Source organism: Sulfitobacter sp. 1A12779 (assembly GCF_043557315.1).
In the GTDB taxonomy this organism is placed as follows: Bacteria; Pseudomonadota; Alphaproteobacteria; order Rhodobacterales; family Rhodobacteraceae; genus Sulfitobacter; species Sulfitobacter faviae.
In genome coordinates this window covers 28,856-54,275 of sequence record NZ_JBIFFU010000003.1, presented here as the reverse complement: position 1 = coordinate 54,275, position 25,420 = coordinate 28,856, and the positions used below count along the sequence as shown (strand labels likewise).

Below are 25,420 nucleotides of genomic sequence, written 5' to 3'. Positions count from 1 at the left end.
CTTGTTTTCGTCATTCTTTTCGATTGCTTGTTCACCGGCTGGAACCAATCGCCCGCAAACCTGCGGAACTGGTGACGAAACCACGGGCGACCCGCCTTATTCCCGCCGAATCGATTCCTCACGGCATTGAGCGCCCGCCGGGGCGGAAGCCGCGCGCGTTACGGGCGAGTCATGGTGAGCGCTCCGCCCTCCCCCCGTGCCGAGATAGACTGCGAGGAAATACGATTGCCACCCGCGAAGGCCACCCAAACAACCGCCCCTTTCCGTTCGATCCGCCGCGCCAAAATGCGCCAAATCCGACACTCAAAACGACATTTCAGATGCTACAAACGACACCGCGCCAGGCGGGCGGAAACCTCAGCCATAGTGGGCTCTGCGCCTCGCACATGCGGCAGGGTGTCGCACCCCTATTTCACCCTATTGCAAAGCCCGCTCGGGTGGACCAAATGCGCGGCATGTTGATGTATGCTGTTCATAAGAGGCGCCCGCGCAAACCGGGCACGCTGCTGAACCGCCGGTAACCCCGGTCGGACAGGCCGATCCGCCTGTTTAGACCATCGGGGTTCCAACTGACTTTCCGGATCACACTCGGGATGAGACCCACACAACCGACCCGGCCCGGCCTTCTGGCACTGACCGTCGTCTCTTGCGGATCCTTCCCACTTCGACCTTTTTGATATGGAGCATGCCATGCATTTCCGCCTGCTGAAAAACACCAACCAGATCGCCGGGATGCCCGGAACCGCCTTTAACGGCAGCATCGGTCAAGTCGCCAATGCCGAAGGGCTGGCCCTTGTCGCCATGCTGCGCCGTGCGCTGCGCGACACCGCGCGCCGTTGGGAGCGTAACCGCACGCTGTCGACGTTGAACGCGATGGACGACCGTCTGCTTCAGGATATCGGCCTGAACCGCAAAGACATTCCCCAGCACATCCGCGACATGGAAAGTTTTTCCCGCCGCTGAATGCTCTGGCCCGCGCCCCGCGTGAGGGGCCGTGCCGACCCTTAAAAATATGGCGTTCTGCATGGGAACGCCGCATATAGCGGCATCGCGTCAGGCCCGGCGCGGTGCCCGTTCTTGCGTCTTGCGTCCGGCAATCGTGTTGCACAGGGGCGCATGATTTGTTTTCATATCTCCAGCAAACCCGCCCATCGAAAGCTGCCGCGCCTGACGCGCGACCGGCTCCTTCTTGATGGAAAGGGGCAAAAATCAGCGGTGCGCGACTGCGCGACACTGCGGATACAATAGAGGAGATATCACTATGAAACGCTATTTGCTTGGCACGGCCTTTGCCGTTGCAACCCCGATGGCCGCCGCCGCACAGGACTGTGGCGAAGTGTCGATCGCGGAAATGAACTGGGCTTCGGCGCAGATCGTCACCGCCGTCACCGAATTCCTGCTGACGCAGGGCTATTCCTGCGACGTGACCGTGGTGCCTTCGGACACCACCCCCGCCGTGACCTCCCTGTCCGAGAACAACGAGCCGGACATCGTGCCCGAACTGTGGCCCAACTCCGCCGGTGACGCTTACAAAAAGCTGAAAGCGGACGGCAAGATTGTTGAGCTCACCTCCGTGCTCGATCCCGGTGGCGTCGAAGGCTGGTGGATCCCCACCTATCTGGCCGAAGAGCACCCCGAGCTGAAGACCATCGAAGGCATCTTGGAAAACCCCGAACTGGTCGGCGGCATGTTCAACAACTGCCCCGATGGCTGGGGCTGCCGCGTGGTGAGCGACAACCTCGCGCGGGCCTATGACCTCGAAGGCAACGGCATCGAAGTTTTCAACCACGGCTCGGGCGAGACGATGGTGACCTCGATGGCCTCGGCTTATGAGAGCCAAGAGCCTTGGTTCGGCTACTACTGGGCGCCGACCACCCCGCTTGGCAAATACGACATGACCAGCGTCGATCTGGGCGAATATGACGAAGCCGCGCATAACGCCAACCAGAACGCCGACACGCCGGACCCCAAGCCTTCGGCCTTCCCGACCGCGCCGGTGCTAACCGTCATGACCAAGGATTTCCACGACGAGAACCCCGAGATCGCGGAGTTCATCGGCAATGTGACCTTCAAGACCGACGACATGAGCAAGCTGCTGGCATGGCAGGGTGAAAACAACGCCTCCAACGAGGAAGCGGCGGTGTATTTCCTGCAAAACAACAAGGACGTCTGGGCCGAATGGCTGAGCGATGACGCCCGTGGCAACCTGTCCAAGCTGCTTGAGCAGTAAGACAGACTGACCAGAACGACGGGCGGGGAACTCATCAGGGTTTCCCGCCCGTTCGTTTCGATGACCGGCGGCTAGACTTACGTCTTTTCATACCGACTGCGCCTTGGCCCCTTTAGCCCGATGCGCAGTTCCTTTGTAAGGACATAGGTTTGGATTGCCGCCACTGCATGGGGCAGCCGACGCTGCGCGGCATGCGCGGCGCACCGGCCCCCTTCCCCAAAGCAAACGGTCTGATGCAGGCCGGGAAAGCGACAGATGGCAACCTACGACAATCTCTTTGACACGCTCGGTCTGCGGGACTGGTGCGGCGACGATCAAGGCGGCGGGCTAAGCTCCATGGCCGACCTCATGGGCCAAGCGGGCGGTGATACCGACACCACGCTTTGGGACATGCCCTTCCCCTCTCTGGATGCGCTGCACGACAGCTGCGAAGCCATCCCACAATCGCGCGTCCTGACCCAAGGGCTGGAGCAAGGCTTCCTTGCCATCAATGACAGTCTCAAAGTTGTTGTCGACCCGCTCACCCAACCGCTGAGCTGGGCGTTGGAGAATGCGCTTTGGCTGATGCAATCGGTGCCGTGGTTCGTGATGATCCCGCTTTTGATGGCGATCACCTATGCCGTGGGCCGTTCGCTCAAGCTGGTGGGTCTCGTGGCCTTGGTTTTTGGCTTCCTCGCCTTCATCGACTTTTATGAACACACCATGCAGACGCTGGCGATCATCTTTGTCTGCGCCTTCATCTGCGTGCTTTTGGGCGTGCCCATCGGCATCGCCATGTCGCGCAGTGACAGGGTGCAACGCTCGATGATCCCGGTTTTGGATATGCTGCAAACCCTGCCGCCCTTCGTCTACCTGATCCCGCTGATCTTCCTCTTTTCGGTGACCGAGCCCAAGCTCTACGGCATCGCGATCATCCTTTATGCCATCGTGCCGGTGGTGCGCCTGACTGACCTTGGCATCCGTCTGGTCGATAAGGACGTGATCGAGGCCGCCGATGCCTTTGGCATGACCAACCGCCAGAAGCTCTACAAGGTGCAGATCCCGCTGGCGCTGCCCAACATCATGGCCGGTGTGAACCAGACCATCATGATGAGCCTTGCCATGGTCGTCATCGCCTCGCTCGTGTCCGCCCCCGGTCTCGGCGTGCTGGTGCTGCGCGGCATTCGCAGCCTTGAGTTGGGCGTGGGCCTCCTGTCGGGTCTGGGGATCGTGCTTCTTGCGATCATCCTCGACCGGGTCACCAAAGCCGCGCTTGCGCGGATCAACGCGGCGCAGAAGTGAGGCCAGACATGACAGACGACATCAAGATTTCCGTCCGCAACCTCTATAAGATCTTCGGCGACGACCCCAAAATGGCGCTGGAGAAGGTCCGCGGTGGCATGTCCAAGGCCGAGCTTCAGGCCGAGACCGGCCATGTGCTGGGCCTCAATGACATCAACGTTGACATGCCCGCGGGCAAGACCACGGTGATCATGGGGCTGTCGGGCTCGGGCAAGTCGACACTGATCCGCCACCTCAACCGGCTGATCGACCCCACGGCGGGCGAGGTCATCGTGAACGGCGAGAACATCCTCGACTATAACGAGCGTCGCCTGCGCCAGTTGCGCAAGCATGACATGTCGATGGTGTTCCAGAAGTTCGCCCTGCTGCCCCACCGCACGGTGCTGGAAAACACCGGGCTAAGCTGGGAGATCGAAGGCAAAAGCCGCAGCAAATACGCGGATGAGGCCACCAAATGGCTGAACCGCGTCGGGCTGGAAGGTCAAGGAGAGCAGTATCCCGCGCAGCTTTCGGGCGGGATGCAGCAACGTGTGGGCATCGCCCGCGCGCTGACCTCGAACTCCGACGTGATGCTGATGGACGAGGCCTTCTCCGCGCTCGACCCGTTGATCCGCACCGACATGCAGGACCTGCTGATCGAATTGCAGGAAGAACTGCATAAAACGGTGATCTTCATCACCCACGATCTGGACGAGGCGCTGAAACTGGCGGACCATCTGGTGATCCTCAAAGACGGGTTCATCGTCCAACAGGGCGAGCCGCAGCATATCCTGCTGAACCCCAACGATCCCTATATCGAAGCCTTCGTCAGCGACATTAACCGTGCCCGCGTGCTGCGCGTGCGTTCGGTCATGGAAAAGACCGATGTGCCGCCCACGGATGTGGCCGGTGAGGTTGATTTCGACGACACGCTGGAAAGCATCATCGCGGTCTCCGGCGGGGACACCACCAACAACTACCGCGTCATGCGGGCGGGCAAACAGGTTGGCGTGCTGCATATGCGCGATCTGGTGCGCGCATTGGTGCCACGCCACCCCGGCGAAGCGGCCGAATAACGTCGCGGCAGCCCCGCGGCGGGCAAGAAGAAGGGCAGCATCCGGTCACAGCGCCGATGCTGCCCTTTTTGCAAGCGATCCGCGCAGTTTCGCCGCAAAACCCATCACAAAACAGCGACTTACACGGCTCTTCATTATGTAAAACGGCGCTTTGCCGCCGATCAAAATCCTTGCGTCCTATTGACACTCACCCCCACGATTGGCCTATGGGGGGTGAAATTAATACTGGGGTTCAAGATGCCGCAATCTGCTACGGCCAATATTCTGACTGTTCTCGACACCGATTTCAAAGGCATCATCGAAGAGTGGCTGGGCACGCAGGTCAAAGAGGGCGTGAAGCGTTCTGACCTGTTCTCTGATGCGGAAAGCCGGAAGCAGAATAGCGAATTGCTCAAAGCCTTCTCCAAAGGTGTGCGCGATGGCGTCACCGGTGAGGATTTCGACTTTGACGACACCCAATGGGACGATCTGCGCGCTGTCCTGACCGATGTCAGCCGCGAGCGGGTCAACCGCGGCGTGACCCCGACAGAGATGGCGACCTTCGTGCTGGCGCTGAAGGCGCCGCTGTTCAAACGGCTTGAAACCATGCTGGACAGCGACCACGGGATGCTGATCCGCGACGTGATGCTGGTCACCCGTCTGGTCGATGCCTTTGCCATCTACACGAATGAGATTTTCATTCTCGAGCGCGAGCAGATCATAGACCGCCAGCGCCAAGAGATGTTGGAGCTTTCAACGCCGGTCGTCGAACTTTGGGACCGCGTTTTGACCCTGCCGCTGATCGGCACACTGGATTCCGCCCGCGCCCAAGAGGTGATGGAGAACCTGCTGCAAACCATTCTGGAGCGTCAGGCCGAAGTGGTCATCATGGACATCACAGGCGTCGGCACCGTCGATACGCAGGTGGCGCAACACCTGCTGCGCGCCGCCGCCGCCGTGCGCCTGATGGGGGCCGAATGTATCATCAGCGGCATCAGCCCGATGATCGCCCAGACCATGGTGCAGCTTGGCATCGACGTGGGCACCGTCTCTACCCGGTCGAGCATCCGCACCGCCCTGTCGGATGCGCTGATGACCGTCGGCTATGTGATCAAGAAGACCGAGGGCCAATAAGGTGGCCGGTGTCACGTCGATTAATCTGGTCGAACATGCGCTCCTCGTTTCGATACAGGATGACATCACGGACACGGAGATTTTGGAGCTTCAGGATCGGCTGTCGAACAAAATATCCGAGAACCGCATCGACGGGGTGATCCTTGATATCTCGGCGCTTGAGATTGTGGACACTTTCGTGGGCCGTGTGATCGCGCAATTGGCCGGGATCTCGCGACTGCTGGCGGCGGATACCTATGTCGTCGGCATGCGCCCCACGGTCGCCGTCACGCTGGTCGAGCTTGGCATGTATCTGCCGGAAATTCGCACCGCCTTGAGCCTGACCCATGCCCTCACCCAGCTACGTCGCCTTTGATGAAAAGGACCTTGGGGCGCAGGTTCTTCTCTCTCAGTTCAAGTTGAAGACCAGTGGCGACGCGGTAACGGTCCGCCAAGCCGTGGCGCGCTACATGAAAGAACACGGCGCTTCGGCGCTGAATGTCACACGCTTCGCCACCGCCGTCAGTGAAATCGCCCGCAATGCGATCGTTCACGCTGGCGGCGGCGAATTTTCCATCTATGTCGATCCAAGGGCCAAGCGGCTGAGCGTGGTCTGTTGGGACAAGGGACCGGGGATCGAGGACGTGGCACTGGCCCTCACGGACGGCTATACCTCGGGCGGCGGGCTTGGCCGGGGCTTGGGCGGCGCGCAGCGGCTGGCCCAGAAGTTTGAAATTCGCACCGCCGTTGGCGGGGGCACCAGCGTGTTGATGAGTGTGAACCTATGATACAATGGGTCGAAGTGCAGGACCAAAGCGCCATCGCCGTGGTGCGCCGCGCCGCGCGCCGTCTGGCGGCGGAACACGGCTGGCCCAAACACCGGACCGATGAATTGGCCATCGTCGCCACCGAGGCCACGACCAACATCCTGCGCTACGCCGAAAAAGGCCGCGCCCTGATCACCGCCCCGCCGGAGGGCAAGGGCGATAGGATCGTGATGATCTTCACCGACCGCGGCCCCGGCATCAGCGATATGGATCACATGTTCCAAGACGGCATGAGCAGCGGCGGCTCTGCCGGGCTGGGGCTTGGTGCGATCCGCCGCCTGTCGAATGATTTCGACATCTTTAGCGGGCCGGAGGTGGGCACCACCATCGTTTGCAGCTTCGTCCAAAACAGCACCCCCTGCCCGCCCCATGGGGTCGAGGCCGTGGGCCTGCGGGTCTGTCACCCGAACGAAACGGAATGTGGCGACGATTACCTGCTGCGCAAGACGCCCAAAGCCACAGATATCCTGCTCTGCGACGGTCTGGGCCACGGCCCCGAAGCCGCAGCCGCAACGCTTGAGGTGACTGACGCCGTCAAAGCCACCCGCAGTTTCAACAGCGAGCCGGGCGCGGTGATGCATGAGGTGACCGAGCAATTGATCGGCAAACGCGGCGCGGTGGCAGCGCTTGTGCATATCGCGCAGCCGCAGATGGTGCTGCGCTATGCCGCCTTGGGCAATATCGCCACGCTGCGGGTCCGCGACGGTGAGGTCAAACGCCTGCCGGTGCGCGACGGGCGGATCGGCGCCCGCGCCACGCGGGGCTATGAAGAGAGCTTTGACCTTCAGCCGGGGGACTTGATGATCCTGCACAGCGACGGCTTGAAAACCCTGCGCGACAGCTATCTTCCACAGGGTCTATTGTGGAAATCTCCGCTTTTGATCGCTGGCTACCTGCTCGACCGGGCATTTCGCGGGCGTGACGACGCCTCCATCGTGGTCATACGCATTGCACGGGAGGCGGACTGATGAAAGCAACCAACCTCACCTCGGTGAACCTTGAAAAAGGCGGCGATATCGCGGCCCTGCGCCAGATCGCCCTGACCCTGACCGAAGCCATGCGCTTTACCTCATTCGAGCGAACGCGCACCGTCACCGCCGCCGTGGAACTGGGCCGCAATGCCATTGAGCACGGGCAGAAGGGCCGCGCGCGCTTTTCGCTGACCGATGTCAACGGCAAGCCCGCCCTTGGGCTGACGGTGATTGATCAGGGCCGTGGGATCGAAGAGGACAAGCTCGACCCCAACCGCGCCATTGTGTCGGAGACCGGCATGGGGCTGGGCCTGCGGGGCGTGCAGCGGATCGCGGCGCGTTTCGATGTGGACACCGGGCAAGAAGGCACGCGGATTCATGCGGAATTCTTGCTGCCCGAACCGCAATCCGCTGTCGAACAGATCAAGGCCGATGCCATGGCGGCTTTGGAGGCCTATAACGCCAAAGACCCGACCGCGGCATTGACCGAACAGAACCGCGAACTCAGTGAAGGCATCGCCGACCGCGATCTCTTGATGCAGGAATTGCATCACCGCACGGGCAACAACCTTGCCCTCATCGTGGCGCTGATCCGGATGAGCAAGACCCAAGCCAAAGAGGATGAGACCCGCCGAGTGTTGCGCGAGTTGGAGACCCGCGTGGGTTCGCTCTCCAAAGCGCATGAGCTGATGCAACGCTCAACCGACAGCACCGACCTTGATCTGGCGGATATGCTGGATGAAGTCGCGAAAAACGCCGAACGCGCCTTTACCGGGGATCGTCAGAGCATCGCGATCAAGCTAATTTGCCCCAGCCTCAAGATGGACAACAAACTGGCCGTCGACATCGGGCTGATCGTGGGGGAGTTGATCACCAACGCCTATAAACACGCCTTCAAGGGGCGCGACAAAGGGGTGATCACCATTGAGGTCACCCAAGAGGATGACGAAGGTCTGACGCTCAAGGTCTATGACGATGGCGTCGGCCTGCCCGAGGACGCCAAACGGCCCGAAAGGTCGGATTCGCTGGGCTGGCGGATGATCCGCACGCTGACCTTCCAGCACGAAGCGACGCTGAAAGTCGAAGGCCAAGACGGGCTTTGTGTCGAAATCAGCTTCCCGGCGCAGGGCTAAGCGCGCGCCCTGCCCGCCCGCAGGTTTCAAGCCGCCGCGCCCGTCTTTTTGATCAAAAATCACCTCTGAACTTTTCCGCCCCGTAAAATTGTCCTAGGCATATCGGGAGCCGGCGATTCCCGGACACTTCTAGGCGGCAAGAACATCGCCCGCCTAGCCAATAACGGAGACAGAGCATGATCGAAAAACGTGATTTCTATATCGACGGCAAATGGGTCGCCCCGCTTGAGGGCAGTGAACATAAGGTCATCAACCCCTCGACCGAAGAACCCTGCACCGTGATCTCGCTCGGCGGGCCAAAGGACGTGGACGCTGCCGTGGCCGCGGCCAAGGCCGCCCTGCCCGCATGGATGGCCACCGCCCCCGAAGAGCGCATCGCGCTGATGGAGAAACTGGCCGAGGTCTATAAATCCCGGACCGAGGATATGGCCCAAGCGATCAGCACCGAGATGGGCGCACCTATCGAAATGGCGCGGAGCTCCCAATGGGGGGCGGGCTACAGCCACCTGAAGAACTTCATCAAAGCGGCGAAAGATTTCAAATTCGTAAAGCCCTTGGGGGATCACGCGCCGAACGACCGGATCATTCACGAAGCGGTTGGCGTCGTGGCGATGATCACGCCGTGGAACTGGCCGATGAACCAAGTGATGCTGAAAGTCGGCGCCGCTGTCGCCGCGGGCTGCACCATGGTGCTGAAACCGTCTGAGGAAAGCCCGCTGAGCGCGGTGATCTTTGCCGAGATGATGGATGAGGCAGGCTTCCCCGCCGGTGTCTTTAACCTTGTGAACGGCGACGGCGCGACCGTGGGCACCGCCCTGACCGGCCATGAGGATGTGGATATGGTGAGCTTCACCGGCTCCACCCGCGCCGGCATCGCGATCTCCAAGAACGCGGCGGATACGCTGAAGAAGGTCCATCTGGAGCTTGGCGGCAAGGGCGCGAACCTTGTCTTCGCCGATGCCGATGACAAGGCCGTCAAACGCGGCGTGCTGCATATGATGAACAACACCGGCCAAAGCTGTAACGCCCCCAGCCGGATGATGGTCGAGGCCAGCGTCTATGACCAAGCGGTCGAGACGGCAGCCGAAGTGGCCAACAAGGTCGAAGTCGGCCCCGCCAGCGAAGAGGGCCGCCACATCGGGCCGGTCGTGAACGAAGCGCAATGGGGCAAGATCCAAGACCTGATTCAGAAAGGCATCGACGAAGGCGCGCGGCTGGTGGCCGGTGGCACCGGTCGGCCCGAGCATCTGAACCGGGGGTTCTATGTCAAACCCACCGTTTTCGCCGATGTGACGCCCGATATGACCATCGCCCGCGAAGAGATCTTTGGCCCCGTGCTGTCGATCATGAAGTTCGAGAGCGAGGATCAAGCGGTCGAGATGGCCAATGACACGGTCTATGGCCTGACCAACTATGTCCAATCCAGCGATGGCACCCGCCGCAACCGTCTGGCGACCAAGCTGCGGTCGGGCATGGTTGAAATGAATGGCGAAAGCCGTGGTGCCGGCGCGCCCTTTGGCGGCATGAAACGTTCGGGCAACGGGCGCGAAGGCGGCGTTTGGGGGATCGAGGACTTCTGCGAAATCAAAGCAGTGTCCGGCTGGTCCAACGACTGATCGCTTTTCAGCGCGAGTATGATGCGGCAGGGCCTAGATTGGCCCTGCCGTTTGCGTTTTGGCGGTCAGATCGCCTTTTGATTGACCCGCTTCGACAGCTCCTCGGCGCTTTCCTTCCGCTCGCTATAACGGTCGAGCAGATAGTCCTTATTGTCGCGGGTCAGCAGGGTGAATTTCACCAACTCCTCCATCACATCGACGACGCGGTCATAGAAGGGTGAGGGTTTCATCCGGTCATCCTCGTCAAACTCCAAGAAAGCTTTGGGGGTCGAGGATTGGTTGGGAATGGTCAGCAGCCGCATCCAGCGGCCTAAGATTCGCAGCTGGTTCACCGCGTTGAAACTTTGCGACCCGCCGCTGACCTGCATCACGGCCAAGGTCTTGCCTTGGGTCGGACGCACTCCGCCGAGCGACAGGGGGATCCAGTCGATCTGGGTTTTCATGATCCCCGTCATCGCGCCGTGGCGTTCGGGCGAACACCAGACCATGCCTTCGGACCATGACACCAGATCGCGCAGTTCCTGTACCTTGGGATGCTCAGGCGCGGCATCGTCGGGCAGCGGCAGGCCCGTGGGGTTAAATGTCCGCGTCTCGGCCCCGAGACGGGTGAGGATGCGGGCGGCCTCTTCGGTCATCAGGCGGCTGAAGGACCGTGGGCGAAGCGAGCCGTAGAGCAGCAGAATGCGCGGGCCGTGGGTGGCGCGCTTATGCGGCAGGAGGCGGGCCTCGTCGATGGGGTTGAAGTGGTCTTCATCGATGTTCGGCGTATCGGTCACGGGAATTTCCTTAGGCGGCAGAGGGTTATCGGGCGAGGTTCATTTGGCGGCGGGGAACCAATGCTGCGTGCGGTTGGCAAAGCCCACGAGGGAGAGCATGACCGGCACTTCGACCAAGACGCCCACGACGGTGGCCAAGGCCGCCCCCGACCCCAGCCCGAAGAGGCTGATCGCCACGGCGACGGCCAGTTCAAAGAAGTTCGACGTGCCGATCAAGGCGCAGGGGGCGGCCACGTTGAAGGGAATGCCCCAAGCCCGCGCGGCGCCATAGGCGAAGAAGAAGATGCCGTAGGATTGCAGCAACAGCGGCACAGCAATCAGCGCGATCACAAGCGGGCGGTCGAGGATCACCTCGCCCTGAAAGCCAAAGAGCAACACGACCGTCAGCAAAAGCCCCATGATGGCAAAGGGCTGCACCCGAGCCTTGAAAGCGTCGACCGCCGCCTCGCCGCCCTTGGCCACCAACCGCCCGCGGGTAAGGTAGCCCGCTAGCAGCGGCAGCATGACGTAGAGGCCGACCGAGATCAGCAGCGTGTCCCAAGGCACGGTGATATCGGTCACGCCCAAGAGGAATGCCACGATCGGCGCGAAGGCGAAGACCATGATCACATCGTTCACGCTGACCTGCACCAGCGTATAGGTCGCGTCGCCGCGGGTGAGGTTGGACCAGACAAAGACCATGGCGGTACAGGGCGCGGCTCCCAAGAGGATCACCCCCGCCAGATAGGCCTGCGCATCATCGGGTGGGATCAGCCCGGCGAAGACATGATTGAAGAACAGCACCCCAAGGGCGGCCATGGTGACGGGTTTGATCAGCCAATTGACCACCAGCGTCACCACCAGCCCTTTGGGCTTGTCCCCCACCTGTCGCAACGCGCCGAAATCGACGCCGACCATCATTGGAAAGACCATGGCCCAGATCAGCACCGCCACCGGCAGGTTGACCGAGGCGATTTCGAGCGCCGCCAGCGCGCCAAAGATGCCGGGAAAGAGATTGCCCAGCAAAAGCCCCGCCCCGATGGCCAGCGCCACCCAGAGCGAGAGCCAGCGCTCAAAAGCCCCAAGGCCAGCGGTTGCGGGATCAGCGGTATCGGTCATGGCGGTCTTTCGTTTATTCCTATGGGGTTAGCAGCAGGTCAGCTCATCCAGCAGCGGTTGGCACAGTTCAGGCTGGCCGCCGCAGCAGTCTTCCAAGAGAAAGCCCAGCAGCGCGCGCAGCCCGTTCATATCGGCGAAATATCGGATGCTGCGCCCTTCGCGCTTGCTGCGGATCAGCCCCGCGCGGGCCAGCACCGAGAGGTTGGCCGACATCGTGTTTTGCCGCACATCAAGCGCGGTGCCGATCTCGCCCGCCGACATGCCTTTACCTCCCGCTTTGATTAGCAGGCGAAAGACATCCAGCCGGGTCGGCTGACCCAAGGCGGCGAAGGCTTGGAGGGCGTTTTCATTATCCATATATCGCGAATTATTGATATAACATCGCCCGGTCAACCCCGCCCCGCCAATCTCTATGCAACGAAGCGCCGCCCTGCGCGTTAATTTCGCGACCCCCGCAGGCTTGGTAAGGAAAAGATAGGATGCTCGATTGGATCGCAGAGAATTCCGGCACGTTGCAAGTGGCGGTGAGCCTTTTTACGGCAGTGGTCTGGCTGGCCTATCTGCATATCCTATGGCTCAACTTCCGACGGCAGCGCCAGCCGGTGATCTTGATCAACCGCTCCATCGCGCGTGATGAGAATGCCCATTGTTTCGTGACCAATATGGGGGCCGAGCCGATTTACCTGCTGGAGGTCGTGGCACGGGTGGTGACGGATGACAAAACCTACCACGTCAAGGTCACCGAACGCGAAGAGGTGGCACTGAACGATGTGGAAAACCCCCTGGCCCGCACCAATCAAGGGCCGATCAAGAGCGGCGATTTCATCGACATCGGCAGTTTCCTCGACCTGTTGCGCCGGGCCGAGACGCGGATCGGGACCGGGGGGCTTTTTGACAAGGTCCGGCAGATGGACCTCACGGTCGCTGCCGCGGATGGGCATACCACAAAGCTGATCGCCGCGCGCCATGAGTTCCGGGCGGAATGGAAAGACGGCAAACCCTATTTCGTGCCGGAACGGATCATGGCGCATCAGATCCGCAATATCTTTCAACGGCGCAAGATCACCACGATGTTGGAAGAGCAGATCGAATAACGCCCACTGGCGCTACAGCCGCTCCAGCCCTTCCGCAATCTCGCGGGCAATGGCATGGGCGTCGATCCCCTCCCGCTCGGCCGAGACGCGCAGGCCCAAAAGATCGCTCTGATACCGCCGGGCCAGCGCCTTTGGATCATGCGCCGCGCCGATTTCCCCGTCTCGCTGCATCTGAGCGAAAAGCGCCGCGAATTGCTCTTCCATCCCCATAAGATGCGCGCTGGCCCGTTTCGCCAACGGGTGGCCATGGGCCTGTAGCTCCAGCAAGGTTTTGGAGAGCATGCAGGCTTTGGCCGGAGCCTCCTCGCGGCAGATCGCCAATTCGGGATAGCGTTTCAGCGCCGCCATCGGACCGTGCGCTGCGACCAATTCGGCCAAGCGCCCGGCCCCATCCTCGGCATATTTGTCCAAAGCGATTTCAAACAGCGCCTCTTTAGATCCGAAGGCCGCGTAGAAACTGCCGGGTTTCATCTTCAGCACCGCTTCGAGGTCTTTCAGCGACGTGCCCGCCCAGCCCTGACGCCAGAACAGATCGCGGGCGCGGTCGATCAACTCGGCTCGGTCGTGGTTCGGTTTGCGGGGCATGTGATCACCATATGTTGAACGATCACTCAAATATATACTTGAGTGATCGCTCAAGAAAGCCTAAATGACGGATATCGACGATTTACAAAGGTAGAAACCATGGCATTCCCGTCCCACGACCAAAACACCGCGCCCGAAGCCTCCAAGCCGCTGCTGGAAGAATCGCAAAAGGCCTTTGGCCGCCTGCCGGGTCTGCACAAGGTGCTGGCCGAAAGCCCGCAGGCCTATGAAGGCTATCAGGTGCTGCACAAGCTCTTCACCGAGACCGAGTTCGACGCCGAAGAGCTGACCGTTGTTTGGCAGTCGATCAACGTCGAGAACGAGTGCCATTACTGCGTGCCCGCCCACACCGGCATCGCCAAGATGATGAAAGTCTCGGACGAGATCAGCGACGCGCTGCGCAATGAAACAGCCCTGCCGACGCCCAAACTCGAAGCGCTGCGGACCTTCACCGTGCAGATGGTGCGCAACCGCGGCTTCGTCTCCGACGCACAGATGCAGGCATTTTTCGACGCAGGCTATGGCCACCGCGCGGTGCTGGACGTGATCCTTGGCATGGCGCAGAAGACCATCTCCAACTACGTCAACCACGTTGCCGAGACCCCGGTGGATGAGGTTTTCCAGCCGCTGGCATGGAAGCGCGGCGACAAGAAGCTCGACGTATAATTTGAAAGGCGCGCCCAGAGGGGCGCGCCTTTTTTTGACAGCCTTTAAGCGCGCCGTCCTTTACCGGGCAGTCTTCCAACGGTCGAGCGTGAGCGTCACCATCGCCTCATCAAGGTTCACCGTCACCTCGCCGTCTTGGATCATCACCTGAAGCTTCATCGCCCGGCTGGCCAGTTCCGCCAGCGCCTTGGTGTCACCCTCGGCCAGGTTCACCACGTCCAGATTGTCAAAACGGGTGGTGCCATTCTTGACCTTATCCCACCAGACCTCCGCCGTCTTGCCACCATAGGGATAGACCACGACCTTCGCCGCCTTGTTGCAGGACTGGCGCAGGACCTTTTCACTCGGCAAGCCGAGCGTGATCCAAACGTCCAACTCGCCGCTCAGACCCTTCTGCCAGATGTCCGGCTCATCATCCGTCGACAGGCCTTTTGTCATTTCCAAATGCTCATGGGCGTTGAGGGCAAAGGCCACCAGCCGCACCATCAGCCGCTCATCGGTTTCCGAAGGGTGTTTGGCGATGGTCAGCTTGTGGGTCTCGTAATAGTGACGGTCCATGTCCGAGACCGAAAGCTCGACTTTGTAGATGGTGGCATTCTGCGCCATGATATGTCTCGTTTTCCAAGGTAGGCGCTGCCTACGCGTTTGGGCCGACCGGGGAAAGAGAATTGTCACTGGGCTCTGCGCGGGTCCGGCAGATGAAAGCCCGCCAATTTTGCGCGAAATTGACGCTATTTGGCCCGCGGCTGCGACCAAAAGGCCACGCAGCTTCGCCAGCATGCCGTTGTGCGGCGGGGGAAGTCATCCTACCCTAGCCCCATGATCGACCGTCGCACGCTTCTCTGGGCCCTCGGCTCTACCGCTTTGACTGTGACGGCGGCGTTTTCGCGACAGGCGGGTGGCGTCCTACGCGGGTTCAACCTGATCGAGACGCCAAACGCCCCCTTCGGCAGCCCCGCCGCCGCCCAAAGCATCGCGCGGCTGCGTGACTCGGGCGCGACGGCGGCGACGGTGATCCCCTTCCTATGGCAGCCTTCGCCCAGCTCCAGCGCCATTGTCATGGGGGATGCGCTGCCCCATGACAGGATCGCCGCCGGGATCGCGCAGCTGCACGCCGCGGGGCTCGCCGCCATCGTCAAACCCCATGTCTGGTTGCCCGAAAGCTGGGCCGGCGCCATTGCCCCCGAGCCGGACAGCGCAGACGCATGGCACGCCGCCTATGCAGAGGTTCTGCGCGCCATCGCGCTCACGGCAGAGCGCAACGGCGCCGACGTGCTCGTCCTCGGCACCGAATTGCGCGGCGTATCGAGGGCGGCGCAATGGGGCGACACCATCGCCGAGATACGCGCGCTTTTCAGCGGAAAACTCACCTATGTCGCCCATGGCGCCGATGAGGCCGAGAAGATTACCTTCTGGGCCGAACTGGATGCCGTAGCGGTATCCCTCTACCCCGTTCTAGGCGCCCCGGACGCGCCGACCGATTGGGACCGCGCCATCGCCGCAGAATTGGACCGGGTCGCCGCCGTGGCGCGCAAACACTCAAAACCCCTCTGGATCGCGGAAATCGGCCTCCGCTCCGCCGAAGGCGCGACCGCGCGCCCATGGGAAAGCGCCGAAGAACGCGCCGCCCCCGCCGATATGGCGCTTCAGGCGGAGGTGCTGGATCGCTGGCTGCGAGCCCTTGAGGCCCGTGGGATTCAAGACGTCTGGATCTGGCGTTGGTTCACCGACCCCGACGGCGGCGGCGCGCGGGACACTGATTTTACAGTGCAGAATAAGGTGGCGCAGGAGGTGATCGCAGGGTTTTGGCGCGAAGGATGAACGGGCTTAGGAGGCCAGAGCACCGGGATCGTTCATACGAATATGCGGAAGACCTTTTGGAAAAGGTGGTACCCAAGGCCGGACTCGAACCGGCACGCCTCGCGGCGGGGGATTTTGAATCCCCTGCGTCTACCATTCCGCCACTTGGGCACGTAGGGCGATGTAGCCTGCAAAAGCGGCAGGAGCAAGTGGATTTTCACCCCTGCTGCGCGCCCAGTTGCTTGACCTTGGCCGCGCGACATGGTGAGGCATTCAAAACAGCCGGAGCCCCCGATAATGATCCGCCGCCTTTACGACTGGACCCTGGGCCTGGCCCAACACCGCCATGCCCTCTGGGCGCTTGCCGTTGTCGCTTTTGTGGAAAGCTCCTTCTTTCCGATCCCCCCTGACATCCTGATGATCCCGATGATCATCGCGCGGCCAAATCGCGCTTGGCTGATCGCCGGGGTGGCGCTGCTCGCGTCGGTCTTGGGCGGGCTTTTGGGCTATGCCATCGGTGCGCTGGCCTTTGAGAACCTCGGCCAGCCGATCCTTGCAAGTCTCGGCAAGACCGAGGCGATGGCGGAATTCTCGACCCGGTTCAATGACATGGGCTTTTGGGCGGTGCTGGTCGCCGGGGTCACCCCCTTCCCTTACAAGGTTATTACGATCATGTCGGGCTGGACGGGTATGCCGCTTGGCACCTTTATCATGACCTCGATCCTCGCCCGCGGGCTGCGGTTCTTTGTCGTGGCGGGGCTGCTGTGGCGCTTTGGCGCACCGATCCGAGACTTCATTGAACGGCGCTTGGGTTTGATGTTCACATTGGCCGTCGCCCTGCTGATCGGCGGCTTCATGGTGGTGAAGGTTCTATGACGGGTAAGACATTGACTTTGCTGGCGACGCTCGGTTCGGCCGCGCTGTTGCTGGGCGCTTTCGGGTTTCAACATCTGGGCGGCTACGCGCCCTGTCAGATGTGCCTTTGGCAGCGCTGGCCCCATGCGGCGGCGGTGCTGTTTGGGGCAATCGTACTCTTTGGCGGGCCGCGCGTGCTGGCTTGGCTCGGCGCCTTGGCGGCGGCGGTGACCGCGCTGATCGGCGTCTTTCATGCCGGTGTGGAATGGGGCTGGTGGCCCGGGCCAAGTTCCTGCACCGGCGGCGGCATGGATTTGGGCAGCCTCGATGGCGGGTCGCTCTTGTCGACCGAAGGCCCCAGCGGCTTGGTGATGTGCGATGAGATCGTCTGGCAGTTTCTGGGCCTGTCGATGGCCGGGTGGAACGCGATTTTCTCTTTCATCTTGGTCGGCCTTTGGGTCGCCGCCGCGCGGAAGGCGGCCTGAAAGACGAAAACCTGACAAACTGGACAGGTGACCTTCCAGTTTGTGAAAAACACCCCCGAAACGGACAGTTTGACGGCTTGCCGTTCGACAGATGCGCGGATTATCTGAGATCAAACATCTCAGGAGTCCCCCATGTCGAACCAACAGAACTGTATTTTGCTGGGCGTTCCGCTGGACAGCGGCAAACGCCGTCGCGGCTGCCTGATGGGGCCGGACGCCTACCGCACCGCGGGGCTGGAGCGCGCGCTGCGTGACCTTGGCCATAGCGTGACCGACCGCGGCAATGTGGCCCCTGCCCCCTACCACGCCAAAGAGCATGAGAAGCTTCACGCGCTGGAAGAGACCATCGCCTGGACCGAGAGCCTCGCCGCCGCTTCCGATGCGGCGATGGACGACGGGCTGCCGATCTTCATGGGCGGCGACCACGCGCTGGCCCTTGGCACCGTGCTGGGCGCGATGCGCCATGCCGAAAAGGCAGGCCGCCCGCTCTTCGTGCTCTGGCTCGATGCGCATACGGATTTCCACACGCCCCAGACCAGCGACAGCGGCAATCTGCACGGCACGCCCCTGGGCTATGTCACCGGGCGCGAGGGGTTTGACGGCTTCCCCGTGATCGACAGCCCCCTGCCCCATGACAATATCGCCATGATCGGGCTGCGTTCCGTCGATGCCGCCGAACGTGCCGCCTTGCAGGAAACCACCGTTACTTACGTCGACATGCGCGAGATCGACGAGAGCGGCATCGCCAAGCCGCTGCAACGCTTCCTCGACAAGGTCGCGGCGGCGGGCGGCATGCTGCATGTCTCGCTCGACGTCGACTTCCTCGACCCTTCCGTCGCGCCCGCCGTGGGCACCACCGTGCCGGGCGGCGCCACCGTGCGCGAGGGCCATCTGGTGATGGAGATGCTCTCGGACAGCGGGTTGATGACCTCGCTCGACCTTGTCGAGCTTAATCCCTTCCTCGATGAACGCGGCCGCACCGCACAGCTGATGGTCGACCTCACCGCCTCGGCCTTTGGCCGCCGCGTTTTCGACCGCCCCACACGCGCATATTGATTGGAGACCCCAAGATGACCAACCTCAAACCCTCCGACAAGGCGCTGGTGCCTTTTGTCTCCGTCGACCAGATGATGAAGCTGATCCACCATGTTGGCGTCGAAGAGATGCTGCGCGGGCTGGCCGACTATATCGAAGCCGATTTCAAACGTTGGGAGCTTTTCGACAAGACCCCGCGCGTGGCGAGCCATTCCGAGAAGGGCGTGATCGAATTGATGCCGACCTCGGACGGCGACGTCTACGGCTTCAAATACGTCAACGGCCATCCCGACAACACCAAGACCGGCTTCCAGACCGTTACCGCCTTTGGCCTTCTGGCCAATGTGGCCAACGGCTATCCGGTGCTGCTGACCGAGATGACGATCCTCACCGCCCTGCGCACGGCGGCGACCTCGGCGGTGGTGGCGCGGCTGCTGGCGCCCAAGGGCAGCCGGGTCATGGCGATGATCGGCAACGGCGCGCAGTCCGAGTTCCAGAGCCTCGCCATGAAGGCGATCTGCGGCGTGGACGAGGTACGGCTTTACGACATCGACAGCGCGGCAACCGCGAAATGCGCGCGCAATCTGGCGGGCTCGGGGCTGAAGGTCGTGGAATGCGACAGTGCCGAGGAGGCGATCATGGGCGCGCAGATCATCACGACCTGCACCGCGGACAAGCAATATGCCACGATCCTGACCGACAATATGGTCGGCTCTGGCGTGCACATCAATGCGATCGGCGGCGACTGTCCGGGCAAGACGGAACTCGCGCCCGCCATCCTGCACCGCTCGGGCATCTTCGTGGAATACCCCGAGCAGACCCGCATCGAGGGCGAGATCCAGCAGCTTGAGCCTGACCACGAGGTGACCGAGATCTGGCAGGTGCTGACCGGTCAGGCCGAGGGCCGCCGCGACGCGCAGCAGATCACGCTGTTTGATTCCGTGGGCTTCGCGATCGAGGATTTCTCGGCCCTGCGCTATGTCCGCGACCAGATCGCCGAGACCGGGCTGTTCCAGCCGCTCGACCTGCTAGCCGACCCGGATGATCCGCGCGACCTGTTTGGCATGCTGCAACGCGCGGGTTGAGTGTTTGGGGCCGCCGTCGTTAAACGGCGGCCTCTACCCTTTCGTCACGTCATGGGCATAGAGCCAATCGAAGGCCCGCAGCATCGTGCCGGGGGCCAGCGTTGAGGCGATGCGCAGCCCGGTATGGGCCGCAAGGCGGATCGGGCCTGAGCGCAGATGATAGCGGCTGGCGTTGCCTTCGGAGGTTTTCACGATGCGCCGTGCTCGGTCGATACGCGCGGATTGATAGGCGGTGAGCGCCGCGTCGCGCGGATGACGGGTCAGGCAATCGGCCAAAACCCATGCATCCTCCAACGCCATATTCGCGCCCTGCGCCAGAAAGGGCAGTGTCGGATGGGCCGCGTCGCCCAAAAGCGCGACGCCCTCTGCCTGCCAATTGGCGGCGACGGGGTGGTGGTGCAGCCCCCAGAGGGTGACCTTCTCCACCGCCTCCAACATCTGCGCGGCCTGTGCCCCGAAACCGGCAAAGGCGTGGCGCAGGTTGGCGGGATCGTCGCGATGGTGCCAGCCTTCGGCGGCCCAATCGTCACGCTCTTCCACGGCCACGAGGTTGACCATGCGCCCCTCGCGCAGCGGATAGCTGACCAGATGCTTCCCCGGCCCCATGGTGACCCGCGCCTCGGGCGGATGATCGACCACGTTGGGAATGAGCGCCCGCCACGCGACCTGCTCCGAGAAACGTGCCTGATCCGCCCCGTTCAACTGCACCCGGCCGACCGAGTGGATGCCATCGGCGGCCACCACCAGTTCCGCCCGCCGCCGCCCGCCGCGGGCCATCTGCACCTGCGGCAGCGCGCCGGGATGGATGGAGGCGACCTGCGCATCAGTCTCGAAACTAACATTGGCGCGCTGTGCGGCCTCGCGCAGAAGGTCGATCAGATCGGCACGGTGGAGGAAATAATAACGCTGGTCCTCCGGCAGGCGGGTCAGGTCCAGCCGCGCCACTTGGCCGCCTTTGGCATAGTCGCAAAGCCGTACCGCCTGCCCGCGCACCGCACCGCGTGCCGCCAACCCACGCTCAAGCCCCAGCCCGCGCAGCACGGCAAGGCCATTGGGGCTGATCTGGAGCCCGGCACCAATCTCGGAAAAGCGGGCGGCCTGTTCGAGCAGGGTCACGGCCACGCCACGCCGCGCCAGCGCCGTGGCCAGCGCCAGCCCGCCGATCCCGCCGCCCACGACAATCGCATTGGAAGGTTTCATTCGCGCCCCAACCACAAACGCCGAAGCATTTGCCCCGGCGTGTGGTGTTTCAGGTGATGTCAGTCGTCGCGGTGGACTTTCTCGCGCCGCTCGTGACGCTCTTGCGCCTCAAGGGTCATGGTGGCGATGGGCCGCGCGTCCAGCCGTTTGAGCGAGATCGGATCGCCGGTGACCATGCAGTAACCGAACTCTCCCTCGTCGATCCGCCGCAGCGCCGCGTCGATCTTGCCGACCAGTTTACGCGCCCGATCCCGGGTGCGCAGCTCCAAGGCGCGGTCGGTCTCTTCCGAGGCGCGGTCGGTCACGTCCGGGATGTTCCGGGTGCCGTCTTGCAGTGTTTCGATGGTGTCGCGGCTGCCTGCCAACAGTTCCGCTTTCCAGTTGATCAGCTTGCGCCGAAAGTACTCAAGCTGACGGTCATTCATGAATGGCTCGTCCTCGGCCGGACGATAGTCGTCCGGCAGGAAGATTTCCTGCTTCATTTGTTTTTCCCCGGCGTTTTTCAATTCAGACATTAAAAAGGCCTGTCTCCCGACATCGTCCCCTGCCGCAGCGTCTATCTGAGCGGGTAACAATTGTCACTACACAATCCCTTTGATTTTTGGTTAAAGGCCAAGGATCAAGCGCCCGTCACACGAGGTTGAAAACAAGATGAAATTTCAAGGCACCAAAGACTACGTCGCCACCGAGGACCTGAAAATTGCCGTCAATGCGGCGGTGACGCTGGAGCGGCCTTTGCTGGTGAAGGGTGAGCCGGGCACCGGCAAGACCGAGCTTGCGCGGCAGGTGAGCGACGCGTTGGGCCTGCGGATGATCGAATGGAACATCAAATCGACCACCCGCGCGCAGCAGGGCCTGTACGAGTATGACGCCGTGAACCGTCTGCGCGACAGCCAGTTGGGTGACGAGCGCGTGCATGACGTCAAGAACTACATCCGCAAGGGCAAGCTCTGGCAGGCTTTCGAAGCGGATGAGAAGGTCGTGCTCTTGATTGACGAGATCGACAAGGCCGACATCGAGTTCCCCAACGACCTGTTGCAGGAACTCGATAAGATGGAGTTCTTCGTCTACGAGACGGGTGAGACGATCCGCGCGCGCCAGCGCCCCATCGTCATCATCACCTCGAACAACGAAAAGGAACTGCCCGACGCCTTCCTGCGCCGCTGTTTCTTCCACTACATCCAATTCCCCGACATGGAGACGCTGAAACAGATCGTCGAAGTGCATCACCCGGGCATCAAGCAACAGCTTCTGACCACCGCGCTGACGCAGTTCTACGAGATCCGCGAACAGCAGGGGCTGAAAAAGAAACCCTCGACCTCCGAAGTGCTGGACTGGCTGAAACTGCTGCTGGCCGAGGATATGGACGCCGAAGATCTGGCCAAGGACGGCCCCAACGCCCTGCCCAAGCTGCATGGCGCGCTGTTGAAGAACGAGCAGGACGTGCATTTGTTCGAGCGGCTGGCCTTCATGGCGCGTCGCCAGCGGTAGGGCGGCAACACAAATGCGACTTTACGTCAAAAGCGGGTATTTTCCTCGCTTTTGATTTTTCGCCTGCCTAGGCTGAGGTCAATCACGGGCGCAAAGACCCGGGTTGAAACGACCGATGGGGCAGGCAGATGCAAGGACAATCAGCAACCGCGCCACGCGCGTATTGGGATAGATCAGCCCACGCGGGGAAGCAGAGAGGCCCCCGCGTATGAGGCCCCGGCGCATGAGACGCAGCGTGAAGGCGCGGCTGATCCTGCCGCTGATGCTGCTGCTGAACGCCTGCGTGCCCGCCTCGCATTCCGAGGTGGCAACCCGCGCGGTCATCGCCGACAGCACCCTGCCCCCGATGAAGCAGTTCACCCAAGCCCGCCCCGCTCAGCCGCATGTGTCGAATGCCGCGCTGGCAGAGGATTTCCTCGACCTGTCCTTCCGGATGGAAAGTGGCCGCGCCCTGCCCGTTCTGACCCGTTTCGAGGGGCCGATCACCCTGCGCGTGCTGGGCCAGCCGCCCGCCACGCTGGGGCCGGACCTTGCGCGTCTGCTGGCCCGCCTGCGCCGCGAGGCCGGGATCGAACTGCGGGAGGTCACGGGCGGAGAAGCCAGCATCACCATTCAAGCGGTGCAGCGCGCCCAAATCCGGCGGCTCTTGCCGCAAGCGGCCTGTTTCGTGGTGCCAAACGTCAGCACGCTTGAGGAATACCGCCGCGCACGCCGCTCGCCCGCCACCGATTGGACCCGCCTGACCGAGCGGCGCAGGCTGGCGATCTTCCTGCCCAATGACGTGAGCCCGCAAGAAAGCCGCGACTGCCTGCATGAGGAACTGGCCCAAGCGCTTGGGCCGCTGAACGATCTCTACCGGCTGCCGGATTCGGTCTTTAACGACGACAATGTGCATACGGTGCTGACCGGTTTCGACATGCTGGTGCTGCGCATCTATTATGACCCCGCGCTGCGCTCGGGCATGAACCGCGATGAGGTGGCCGCCCGTCTGCCGGGCATTCTGGCCCGGGTGAACCCCGCAGGCGGCACCGTCGCCCCCCGCCCCGCCCGCGCCACGCCGCAGGTCTGGAGCCGCGCAATCCAAACCGCCCTTGGCCGCGACGTGAGCCGTAACGCCCGGCTGAAGGCCGCCCGTGACGCGCTGCGCATCGCCGAGACGCAGGGCTGGCAGGACAACCGCCACGCCTTTTCGCATTACGCCATGGGCCGGGTCATCCAGATGACCGAACCCGCCGCCGCACAGGCGCATTACCAAACCGCCGACGCCCTCTATGCCCGCACCCCCGGCACCACGCTGCACCGCGCCTATGTCGCCACCCAGCGGGCAGGCTATGCGGTGACCATCGGCGACGGCGCAGGCGCGCTGGCCTTGATCGCGCCGCATCTGCCCGTGGCCGAAGCCAGCGAAAACGCCGCCCTTCTGGCCACGCTCATGCTGCTCAGAGCCGAAGCGCTTGAGATCGAAGGCCGCGGCATTGAGGCGCGCCGCGTCAGGCTGGACAGCATCGGCTGGGCGCGATACGGCTTTGGCCCTGACTGGGCCGTGCGGGCCAAGCTGCGCGAGATCGCAAGCCTGAACCCGCGCAATGGATAGGCCCGCGAAACAAACGGGCAATAGGTTATGATAGCACTCGGATTGGCATTGATCGGCGCGATTATCGGCGGGCTGACCGCGCGCAAACGCGGCGGCAACCACAAGGACATCGCGCAATATGCCGCGGGCTATGGCATGGCCTTTCTCATCGTCGGCATGATCGCCACGGTTCTGCTGGACCGCGCATTGAGCGTCTGATGTTTCTGCCCTTCTTCGATCAGCTGCGCCGCCACAATGTCCCGGTCTCCCTGCGGGAGTTTCTGGCCTTTCTGGAAGGCATGAAAGCGGGGCTTGCGACCTATGACGTGGAGGCGTTTTACTACCTCGCCCGCGTGTCGATGGTCAAAGACGAGCGCAACATCGACAAGTTCGACCGCGCCTTCGCCGCCGCCTTCAAAGGGTTGGAGAAGATCAGCCTCGACGATGTGCTCGATGCCGTGGACCTGCCCGAAGACTGGCTGCGCAAGATGGCCGAAAAGCACCTCACGCCTGAGGAAAAGGCCGAGATCGAAGCCATGGGCGGTTTCGACAAGCTGATGGAGACGCTGAAAAAGCGGCTGGAGGAGCAGAAGGGCCGGCATCAGGGCGGCTCCAAATGGGTCGGCACGGCGGGCACGTCGCCCTTCGGCGCCTATGGCTACAATCCCGAGGGCGTGCGGATCGGTCAGAAGGAAAGCCGCCACCAACGCGCGGTCAAGGTCTGGGACAAACGCGAGTTCCGCAACCTCGACGACAATGTCGAGATCGGCACACGCAACATCAAACTGGCGCTGAAACGCCTGCGCCGTTGGGCGCGCGATGGCGCGGCAGAGGAGTTTGACCTGAACGGCACGATCCGCGCCACGGCGGAACATGGCTATCTCGACGTCAAGACCCGCCCCGAGCGGCGTAACGCGGTGAAAGTGCTGCTGTTTCTCGACATCGGCGGTTCGATGGATCCGCATGTAAAGGTGGTCGAGGAACTCTTCAGCGCCGCGAAGGGCGAATTTAAACATCTCGAACATTTCTACTTCCACAACTGCCTCTACGAAGGCGTGTGGCGCGACAACCGCCGCCGCTGGGATGCGCAGATCCCCACCCATGAGGTGCTGCGCAGCTATGGGTCTGACTACAAATGCATTTTCGTGGGCGACGCCAGCATGTCACCCTATGAGATCGCCTATCCGGGCGGCGCGAATGAGCACTGGAACGCCGAGGCCGGGGCGACTTGGCTGGCCCGCGCACGCGACCAATGGCCAAACCACCTGTGGATCAACCCCGTCCCCGAACGGCAGTGGGGCTACACCCAATCCATCGCGATGATCCAAGAGATTTTCGGCCCCGAGGCCATGGTGCCCATGACGCTCGAAGGGTTGAGCCGGGGCATCAAGAGTATGACGCGCTAACCCCTTCCTTGACAGCCCGCCGCGCCGCGCCACCTCAGGGGACGAAGGCAAGCAATGTGGAAGGAA

At 62.3% G+C, this 25,420-nt stretch carries 28 protein-coding genes and 1 tRNA gene; 21 read left to right on the top strand and 8 right to left on the bottom strand.

Annotated features, from left to right (window positions below; translation table 11 throughout):
• Positions 1-690 precede the first annotated feature (690 nt).
• From ACGYLQ_RS05425 to ACGYLQ_RS05380, 10 genes are all read left to right on the top strand, one after another.
• Entirely contained in the window at positions 691-963 is a 273-nt protein-coding gene (locus ACGYLQ_RS05425; RefSeq protein WP_169306066.1) for a DUF1127 domain-containing protein, read from the top strand.
• Between the two features lie 298 nt (positions 964-1,261).
• Entirely contained in the window at positions 1,262-2,230 is a 969-nt protein-coding gene (locus ACGYLQ_RS05420; protein WP_394440959.1) for an ABC transporter substrate-binding protein, read from the top strand.
• A gap of 255 nt (positions 2,231-2,485) precedes the next feature.
• The gene (locus ACGYLQ_RS05415; protein ID WP_394440957.1) at positions 2,486-3,511 is read left to right on the top strand and encodes an ABC transporter permease; all 1,026 of its coding nucleotides are present in this window, start codon (positions 2,486-2,488) and stop codon (positions 3,509-3,511) included.
• Between the two features lie 8 nt (positions 3,512-3,519).
• The gene (locus tag ACGYLQ_RS05410) at positions 3,520-4,566 is read left to right on the top strand and encodes a glycine betaine/L-proline ABC transporter ATP-binding protein (RefSeq protein WP_209218915.1); all 1,047 of its coding nucleotides are present in this window, start codon (positions 3,520-3,522) and stop codon (positions 4,564-4,566) included.
• A gap of 237 nt (positions 4,567-4,803) precedes the next feature.
• The gene (locus ACGYLQ_RS05405) at positions 4,804-5,679 is read left to right on the top strand and encodes an STAS domain-containing protein (RefSeq protein WP_394440955.1); all 876 of its coding nucleotides are present in this window, start codon (positions 4,804-4,806) and stop codon (positions 5,677-5,679) included.
• 1 nt (position 5,680) lies between these two features.
• Positions 5,681-6,034, top strand: coding sequence for an STAS domain-containing protein (locus tag ACGYLQ_RS05400; protein ID WP_067268357.1), 354 nt, complete (start codon positions 5,681-5,683; stop codon positions 6,032-6,034).
• On the top strand, positions 6,006-6,446 hold the full coding sequence (locus ACGYLQ_RS05395) for an ATP-binding protein (RefSeq protein ID WP_082852174.1): 441 nt from the start codon (positions 6,006-6,008) through the stop codon (positions 6,444-6,446). The genes ACGYLQ_RS05400 and ACGYLQ_RS05395 overlap by 29 nt, the downstream gene beginning before the upstream one ends.
• A complete protein-coding gene (locus ACGYLQ_RS05390) occupies positions 6,443-7,453 on the top strand; it encodes a SpoIIE family protein phosphatase (protein WP_394440953.1) in 1,011 nt (336 codons plus the stop codon). Before ACGYLQ_RS05395 ends, ACGYLQ_RS05390 begins: the two co-directional genes overlap by 4 nt.
• Complete coding sequence (locus tag ACGYLQ_RS05385) at positions 7,453-8,589, top strand: sensor histidine kinase (RefSeq protein WP_394440951.1); 1,137 nt, start codon at positions 7,453-7,455, stop codon at positions 8,587-8,589. Before ACGYLQ_RS05390 ends, ACGYLQ_RS05385 begins: the two co-directional genes overlap by 1 nt.
• 176 nt (positions 8,590-8,765) lie before the next feature.
• On the top strand, positions 8,766-10,205 hold the full coding sequence (locus ACGYLQ_RS05380) for an aldehyde dehydrogenase family protein (RefSeq protein WP_271693590.1): 1,440 nt from the start codon (positions 8,766-8,768) through the stop codon (positions 10,203-10,205).
• Positions 10,206-10,270: 65 nt separating this feature from the next.
• Here the strand turns inward: ACGYLQ_RS05380 and arsH are convergent, their stop codons facing one another.
• The 3 genes from arsH to ACGYLQ_RS05365 are packed head-to-tail and all read right to left on the bottom strand — an operon-like array spanning position 10,271 to position 12,436.
• Positions 10,271-10,981, bottom strand: a complete 711-nt coding sequence (gene arsH / locus ACGYLQ_RS05375) for an arsenical resistance protein ArsH (protein WP_394440949.1) — start codon at positions 10,979-10,981, stop codon at positions 10,271-10,273.
• Positions 10,982-11,020: 39 nt separating this feature from the next.
• Positions 11,021-12,079 (bottom strand): ACR3 family arsenite efflux transporter, encoded by a 1,059-nt coding sequence (gene arsB, locus ACGYLQ_RS05370; RefSeq protein ID WP_394440947.1) that lies wholly within the window; start codon positions 12,077-12,079, stop codon positions 11,021-11,023.
• A 27-nt stretch (positions 12,080-12,106) separates the two neighbouring features.
• Positions 12,107-12,436, bottom strand: coding sequence for a helix-turn-helix transcriptional regulator (locus ACGYLQ_RS05365; RefSeq protein ID WP_209218923.1), 330 nt, complete (start codon positions 12,434-12,436; stop codon positions 12,107-12,109).
• Between the two features lie 122 nt (positions 12,437-12,558).
• On the opposite strand from ACGYLQ_RS05365, the gene ACGYLQ_RS05360 reads away from it, so the two are divergent.
• Positions 12,559-13,173 (top strand): hypothetical protein, encoded by a 615-nt coding sequence (locus tag ACGYLQ_RS05360; RefSeq protein WP_394440945.1) that lies wholly within the window; start codon positions 12,559-12,561, stop codon positions 13,171-13,173.
• Positions 13,174-13,185: 12 nt separating this feature from the next.
• Here ACGYLQ_RS05360 and ACGYLQ_RS05355 read toward each other — a convergent pair whose 3' ends face one another.
• Positions 13,186-13,758, bottom strand: coding sequence for a TetR/AcrR family transcriptional regulator (locus tag ACGYLQ_RS05355; protein ID WP_271687503.1), 573 nt, complete (start codon positions 13,756-13,758; stop codon positions 13,186-13,188).
• A gap of 99 nt (positions 13,759-13,857) precedes the next feature.
• On the opposite strand from ACGYLQ_RS05355, the gene ACGYLQ_RS05350 reads away from it, so the two are divergent.
• The gene (locus ACGYLQ_RS05350) at positions 13,858-14,424 is read left to right on the top strand and encodes a carboxymuconolactone decarboxylase family protein (protein ID WP_394440943.1); all 567 of its coding nucleotides are present in this window, start codon (positions 13,858-13,860) and stop codon (positions 14,422-14,424) included.
• A 60-nt stretch (positions 14,425-14,484) separates the two neighbouring features.
• On the opposite strand, the gene ACGYLQ_RS05345 is transcribed toward ACGYLQ_RS05350, so the two are convergent.
• Positions 14,485-15,030: a YaeQ family protein gene (locus tag ACGYLQ_RS05345; protein ID WP_394440941.1), complete on the bottom strand. Its 546-nt coding sequence runs from the start codon at positions 15,028-15,030 to the stop codon at positions 14,485-14,487.
• A gap of 213 nt (positions 15,031-15,243) precedes the next feature.
• Between ACGYLQ_RS05345 and ACGYLQ_RS05340 the strand changes: the two genes are divergently transcribed.
• A complete protein-coding gene (locus tag ACGYLQ_RS05340; protein WP_394440939.1) occupies positions 15,244-16,245 on the top strand; it encodes a glycoside hydrolase family 113 in 1,002 nt (333 codons plus the stop codon).
• Between the two features lie 66 nt (positions 16,246-16,311).
• Here the strand turns inward: ACGYLQ_RS05340 and ACGYLQ_RS05335 are convergent.
• Positions 16,312-16,395: transfer RNA gene (locus ACGYLQ_RS05335), tRNA-Leu, on the bottom strand.
• A 126-nt stretch (positions 16,396-16,521) separates the two neighbouring features.
• Between ACGYLQ_RS05335 and ACGYLQ_RS05330 the strand changes: the two genes are divergently transcribed.
• From ACGYLQ_RS05330 to ACGYLQ_RS05315, 4 genes are all read left to right on the top strand, one after another.
• A complete protein-coding gene (locus ACGYLQ_RS05330; protein WP_394440937.1) occupies positions 16,522-17,100 on the top strand; it encodes a YqaA family protein in 579 nt (192 codons plus the stop codon).
• The gene (locus tag ACGYLQ_RS05325; protein WP_394440936.1) at positions 17,097-17,564 is read left to right on the top strand and encodes a disulfide bond formation protein B; all 468 of its coding nucleotides are present in this window, start codon (positions 17,097-17,099) and stop codon (positions 17,562-17,564) included. The genes ACGYLQ_RS05330 and ACGYLQ_RS05325 overlap by 4 nt, the downstream gene beginning before the upstream one ends.
• A 132-nt stretch (positions 17,565-17,696) precedes the next feature.
• Positions 17,697-18,620 carry an arginase gene (gene rocF / locus ACGYLQ_RS05320; RefSeq protein WP_394440934.1) on the top strand — a complete coding sequence of 308 codons (924 nt, stop codon included), beginning with the start codon at positions 17,697-17,699 and terminating at the stop codon, positions 18,618-18,620.
• 14 nt (positions 18,621-18,634) lie between these two features.
• On the top strand, positions 18,635-19,684 hold the full coding sequence (locus ACGYLQ_RS05315; protein WP_394440932.1) for an ornithine cyclodeaminase: 1,050 nt from the start codon (positions 18,635-18,637) through the stop codon (positions 19,682-19,684).
• Positions 19,685-19,717: 33 nt separating this feature from the next.
• On the opposite strand, the gene ACGYLQ_RS05310 is transcribed toward ACGYLQ_RS05315, so the two are convergent.
• Together ACGYLQ_RS05310 and dksA are read right to left on the bottom strand one after the other, a co-directional pair.
• Positions 19,718-20,884: an FAD-dependent monooxygenase gene (locus ACGYLQ_RS05310; protein WP_394440931.1), complete on the bottom strand. Its 1,167-nt coding sequence runs from the start codon at positions 20,882-20,884 to the stop codon at positions 19,718-19,720.
• Positions 20,885-20,943: 59 nt separating this feature from the next.
• Positions 20,944-21,366 (bottom strand): RNA polymerase-binding protein DksA, encoded by a 423-nt coding sequence (gene dksA, locus ACGYLQ_RS05305; RefSeq protein WP_067262021.1) that lies wholly within the window; start codon positions 21,364-21,366, stop codon positions 20,944-20,946.
• Between the two features lie 169 nt (positions 21,367-21,535).
• On the opposite strand from dksA, the gene ACGYLQ_RS05300 reads away from it, so the two are divergent.
• The 4 genes from ACGYLQ_RS05300 (at position 21,536) to ACGYLQ_RS05285 (ending at position 25,354) form a co-directional block, all read left to right on the top strand.
• Positions 21,536-22,375 (top strand): MoxR family ATPase, encoded by an 840-nt coding sequence (locus ACGYLQ_RS05300; RefSeq protein WP_271693512.1) that lies wholly within the window; start codon positions 21,536-21,538, stop codon positions 22,373-22,375.
• Positions 22,376-22,598: 223 nt separating this feature from the next.
• Positions 22,599-23,969, top strand: coding sequence for a DUF2927 domain-containing protein (locus ACGYLQ_RS05295; protein WP_394440929.1), 1,371 nt, complete (start codon positions 22,599-22,601; stop codon positions 23,967-23,969).
• A 27-nt stretch (positions 23,970-23,996) separates the two neighbouring features.
• Positions 23,997-24,167: an apolipoprotein acyltransferase gene (locus tag ACGYLQ_RS05290; protein WP_394440927.1), complete on the top strand. Its 171-nt coding sequence runs from the start codon at positions 23,997-23,999 to the stop codon at positions 24,165-24,167.
• Positions 24,167-25,354, top strand: a complete 1,188-nt coding sequence (locus tag ACGYLQ_RS05285; protein WP_394440925.1) for a VWA domain-containing protein — start codon at positions 24,167-24,169, stop codon at positions 25,352-25,354. Before ACGYLQ_RS05290 ends, ACGYLQ_RS05285 begins: the two co-directional genes overlap by 1 nt.
• The last annotated feature ends 66 nt before the right edge of the window (positions 25,355-25,420 follow it).

What these genes read in the sequence shown, in the direction of transcription:
- arsB (WP_394440947.1), bottom strand. Translation starts at nt 12,079, where the DNA reads ATGACCGATACCGCTGATCCCGCAACCGCTGGCCTTGGGGCTTTTGAG.
- ACGYLQ_RS05300 (WP_271693512.1), top strand. Translation starts at nt 21,536, where the DNA reads ATGAAATTTCAAGGCACCAAAGACTACGTCGCCACCGAGGACCTGAAA.
- ACGYLQ_RS05330 (WP_394440937.1), top strand. Translation starts at nt 16,522, where the DNA reads ATGATCCGCCGCCTTTACGACTGGACCCTGGGCCTGGCCCAACACCGC.
- ACGYLQ_RS05290 (WP_394440927.1), top strand. Translation starts at nt 23,997, where the DNA reads ATGATAGCACTCGGATTGGCATTGATCGGCGCGATTATCGGCGGGCTG.
- ACGYLQ_RS05340 (WP_394440939.1), top strand. Translation starts at nt 15,244, where the DNA reads ATGATCGACCGTCGCACGCTTCTCTGGGCCCTCGGCTCTACCGCTTTG.
- ACGYLQ_RS05310 (WP_394440931.1), bottom strand. Translation starts at nt 20,884, where the DNA reads ATGAAACCTTCCAATGCGATTGTCGTGGGCGGCGGGATCGGCGGGCTG.
- ACGYLQ_RS05355 (WP_271687503.1), bottom strand. Translation starts at nt 13,758, where the DNA reads ATGCCCCGCAAACCGAACCACGACCGAGCCGAGTTGATCGACCGCGCC.
- ACGYLQ_RS05385 (WP_394440951.1), top strand. Translation starts at nt 7,453, where the DNA reads ATGAAAGCAACCAACCTCACCTCGGTGAACCTTGAAAAAGGCGGCGAT.
- ACGYLQ_RS05295 (WP_394440929.1), top strand. Translation starts at nt 22,599, where the DNA reads ATGAGACGCAGCGTGAAGGCGCGGCTGATCCTGCCGCTGATGCTGCTG.
- ACGYLQ_RS05415 (WP_394440957.1), top strand. Translation starts at nt 2,486, where the DNA reads ATGGCAACCTACGACAATCTCTTTGACACGCTCGGTCTGCGGGACTGG.
- ACGYLQ_RS05410 (WP_209218915.1), top strand. Translation starts at nt 3,520, where the DNA reads ATGACAGACGACATCAAGATTTCCGTCCGCAACCTCTATAAGATCTTC.
- ACGYLQ_RS05345 (WP_394440941.1), bottom strand. Translation starts at nt 15,030, where the DNA reads ATGGCGCAGAATGCCACCATCTACAAAGTCGAGCTTTCGGTCTCGGAC.
- ACGYLQ_RS05390 (WP_394440953.1), top strand. Translation starts at nt 6,443, where the DNA reads ATGATACAATGGGTCGAAGTGCAGGACCAAAGCGCCATCGCCGTGGTG.
- ACGYLQ_RS05315 (WP_394440932.1), top strand. Translation starts at nt 18,635, where the DNA reads ATGACCAACCTCAAACCCTCCGACAAGGCGCTGGTGCCTTTTGTCTCC.
- ACGYLQ_RS05325 (WP_394440936.1), top strand. Translation starts at nt 17,097, where the DNA reads ATGACGGGTAAGACATTGACTTTGCTGGCGACGCTCGGTTCGGCCGCG.
- ACGYLQ_RS05350 (WP_394440943.1), top strand. Translation starts at nt 13,858, where the DNA reads ATGGCATTCCCGTCCCACGACCAAAACACCGCGCCCGAAGCCTCCAAG.
- ACGYLQ_RS05360 (WP_394440945.1), top strand. Translation starts at nt 12,559, where the DNA reads ATGCTCGATTGGATCGCAGAGAATTCCGGCACGTTGCAAGTGGCGGTG.
- ACGYLQ_RS05425 (WP_169306066.1), top strand. Translation starts at nt 691, where the DNA reads ATGCATTTCCGCCTGCTGAAAAACACCAACCAGATCGCCGGGATGCCC.
- ACGYLQ_RS05380 (WP_271693590.1), top strand. Translation starts at nt 8,766, where the DNA reads ATGATCGAAAAACGTGATTTCTATATCGACGGCAAATGGGTCGCCCCG.
- ACGYLQ_RS05285 (WP_394440925.1), top strand. Translation starts at nt 24,167, where the DNA reads ATGTTTCTGCCCTTCTTCGATCAGCTGCGCCGCCACAATGTCCCGGTC.
- ACGYLQ_RS05395 (WP_082852174.1), top strand. Translation starts at nt 6,006, where the DNA reads ATGCCCTCACCCAGCTACGTCGCCTTTGATGAAAAGGACCTTGGGGCG.
- ACGYLQ_RS05420 (WP_394440959.1), top strand. Translation starts at nt 1,262, where the DNA reads ATGAAACGCTATTTGCTTGGCACGGCCTTTGCCGTTGCAACCCCGATG.
- dksA (WP_067262021.1), bottom strand. Translation starts at nt 21,366, where the DNA reads ATGAAGCAGGAAATCTTCCTGCCGGACGACTATCGTCCGGCCGAGGAC.
- ACGYLQ_RS05365 (WP_209218923.1), bottom strand. Translation starts at nt 12,436, where the DNA reads ATGGATAATGAAAACGCCCTCCAAGCCTTCGCCGCCTTGGGTCAGCCG.
- ACGYLQ_RS05405 (WP_394440955.1), top strand. Translation starts at nt 4,804, where the DNA reads ATGCCGCAATCTGCTACGGCCAATATTCTGACTGTTCTCGACACCGAT.
- rocF (WP_394440934.1), top strand. Translation starts at nt 17,697, where the DNA reads ATGTCGAACCAACAGAACTGTATTTTGCTGGGCGTTCCGCTGGACAGC.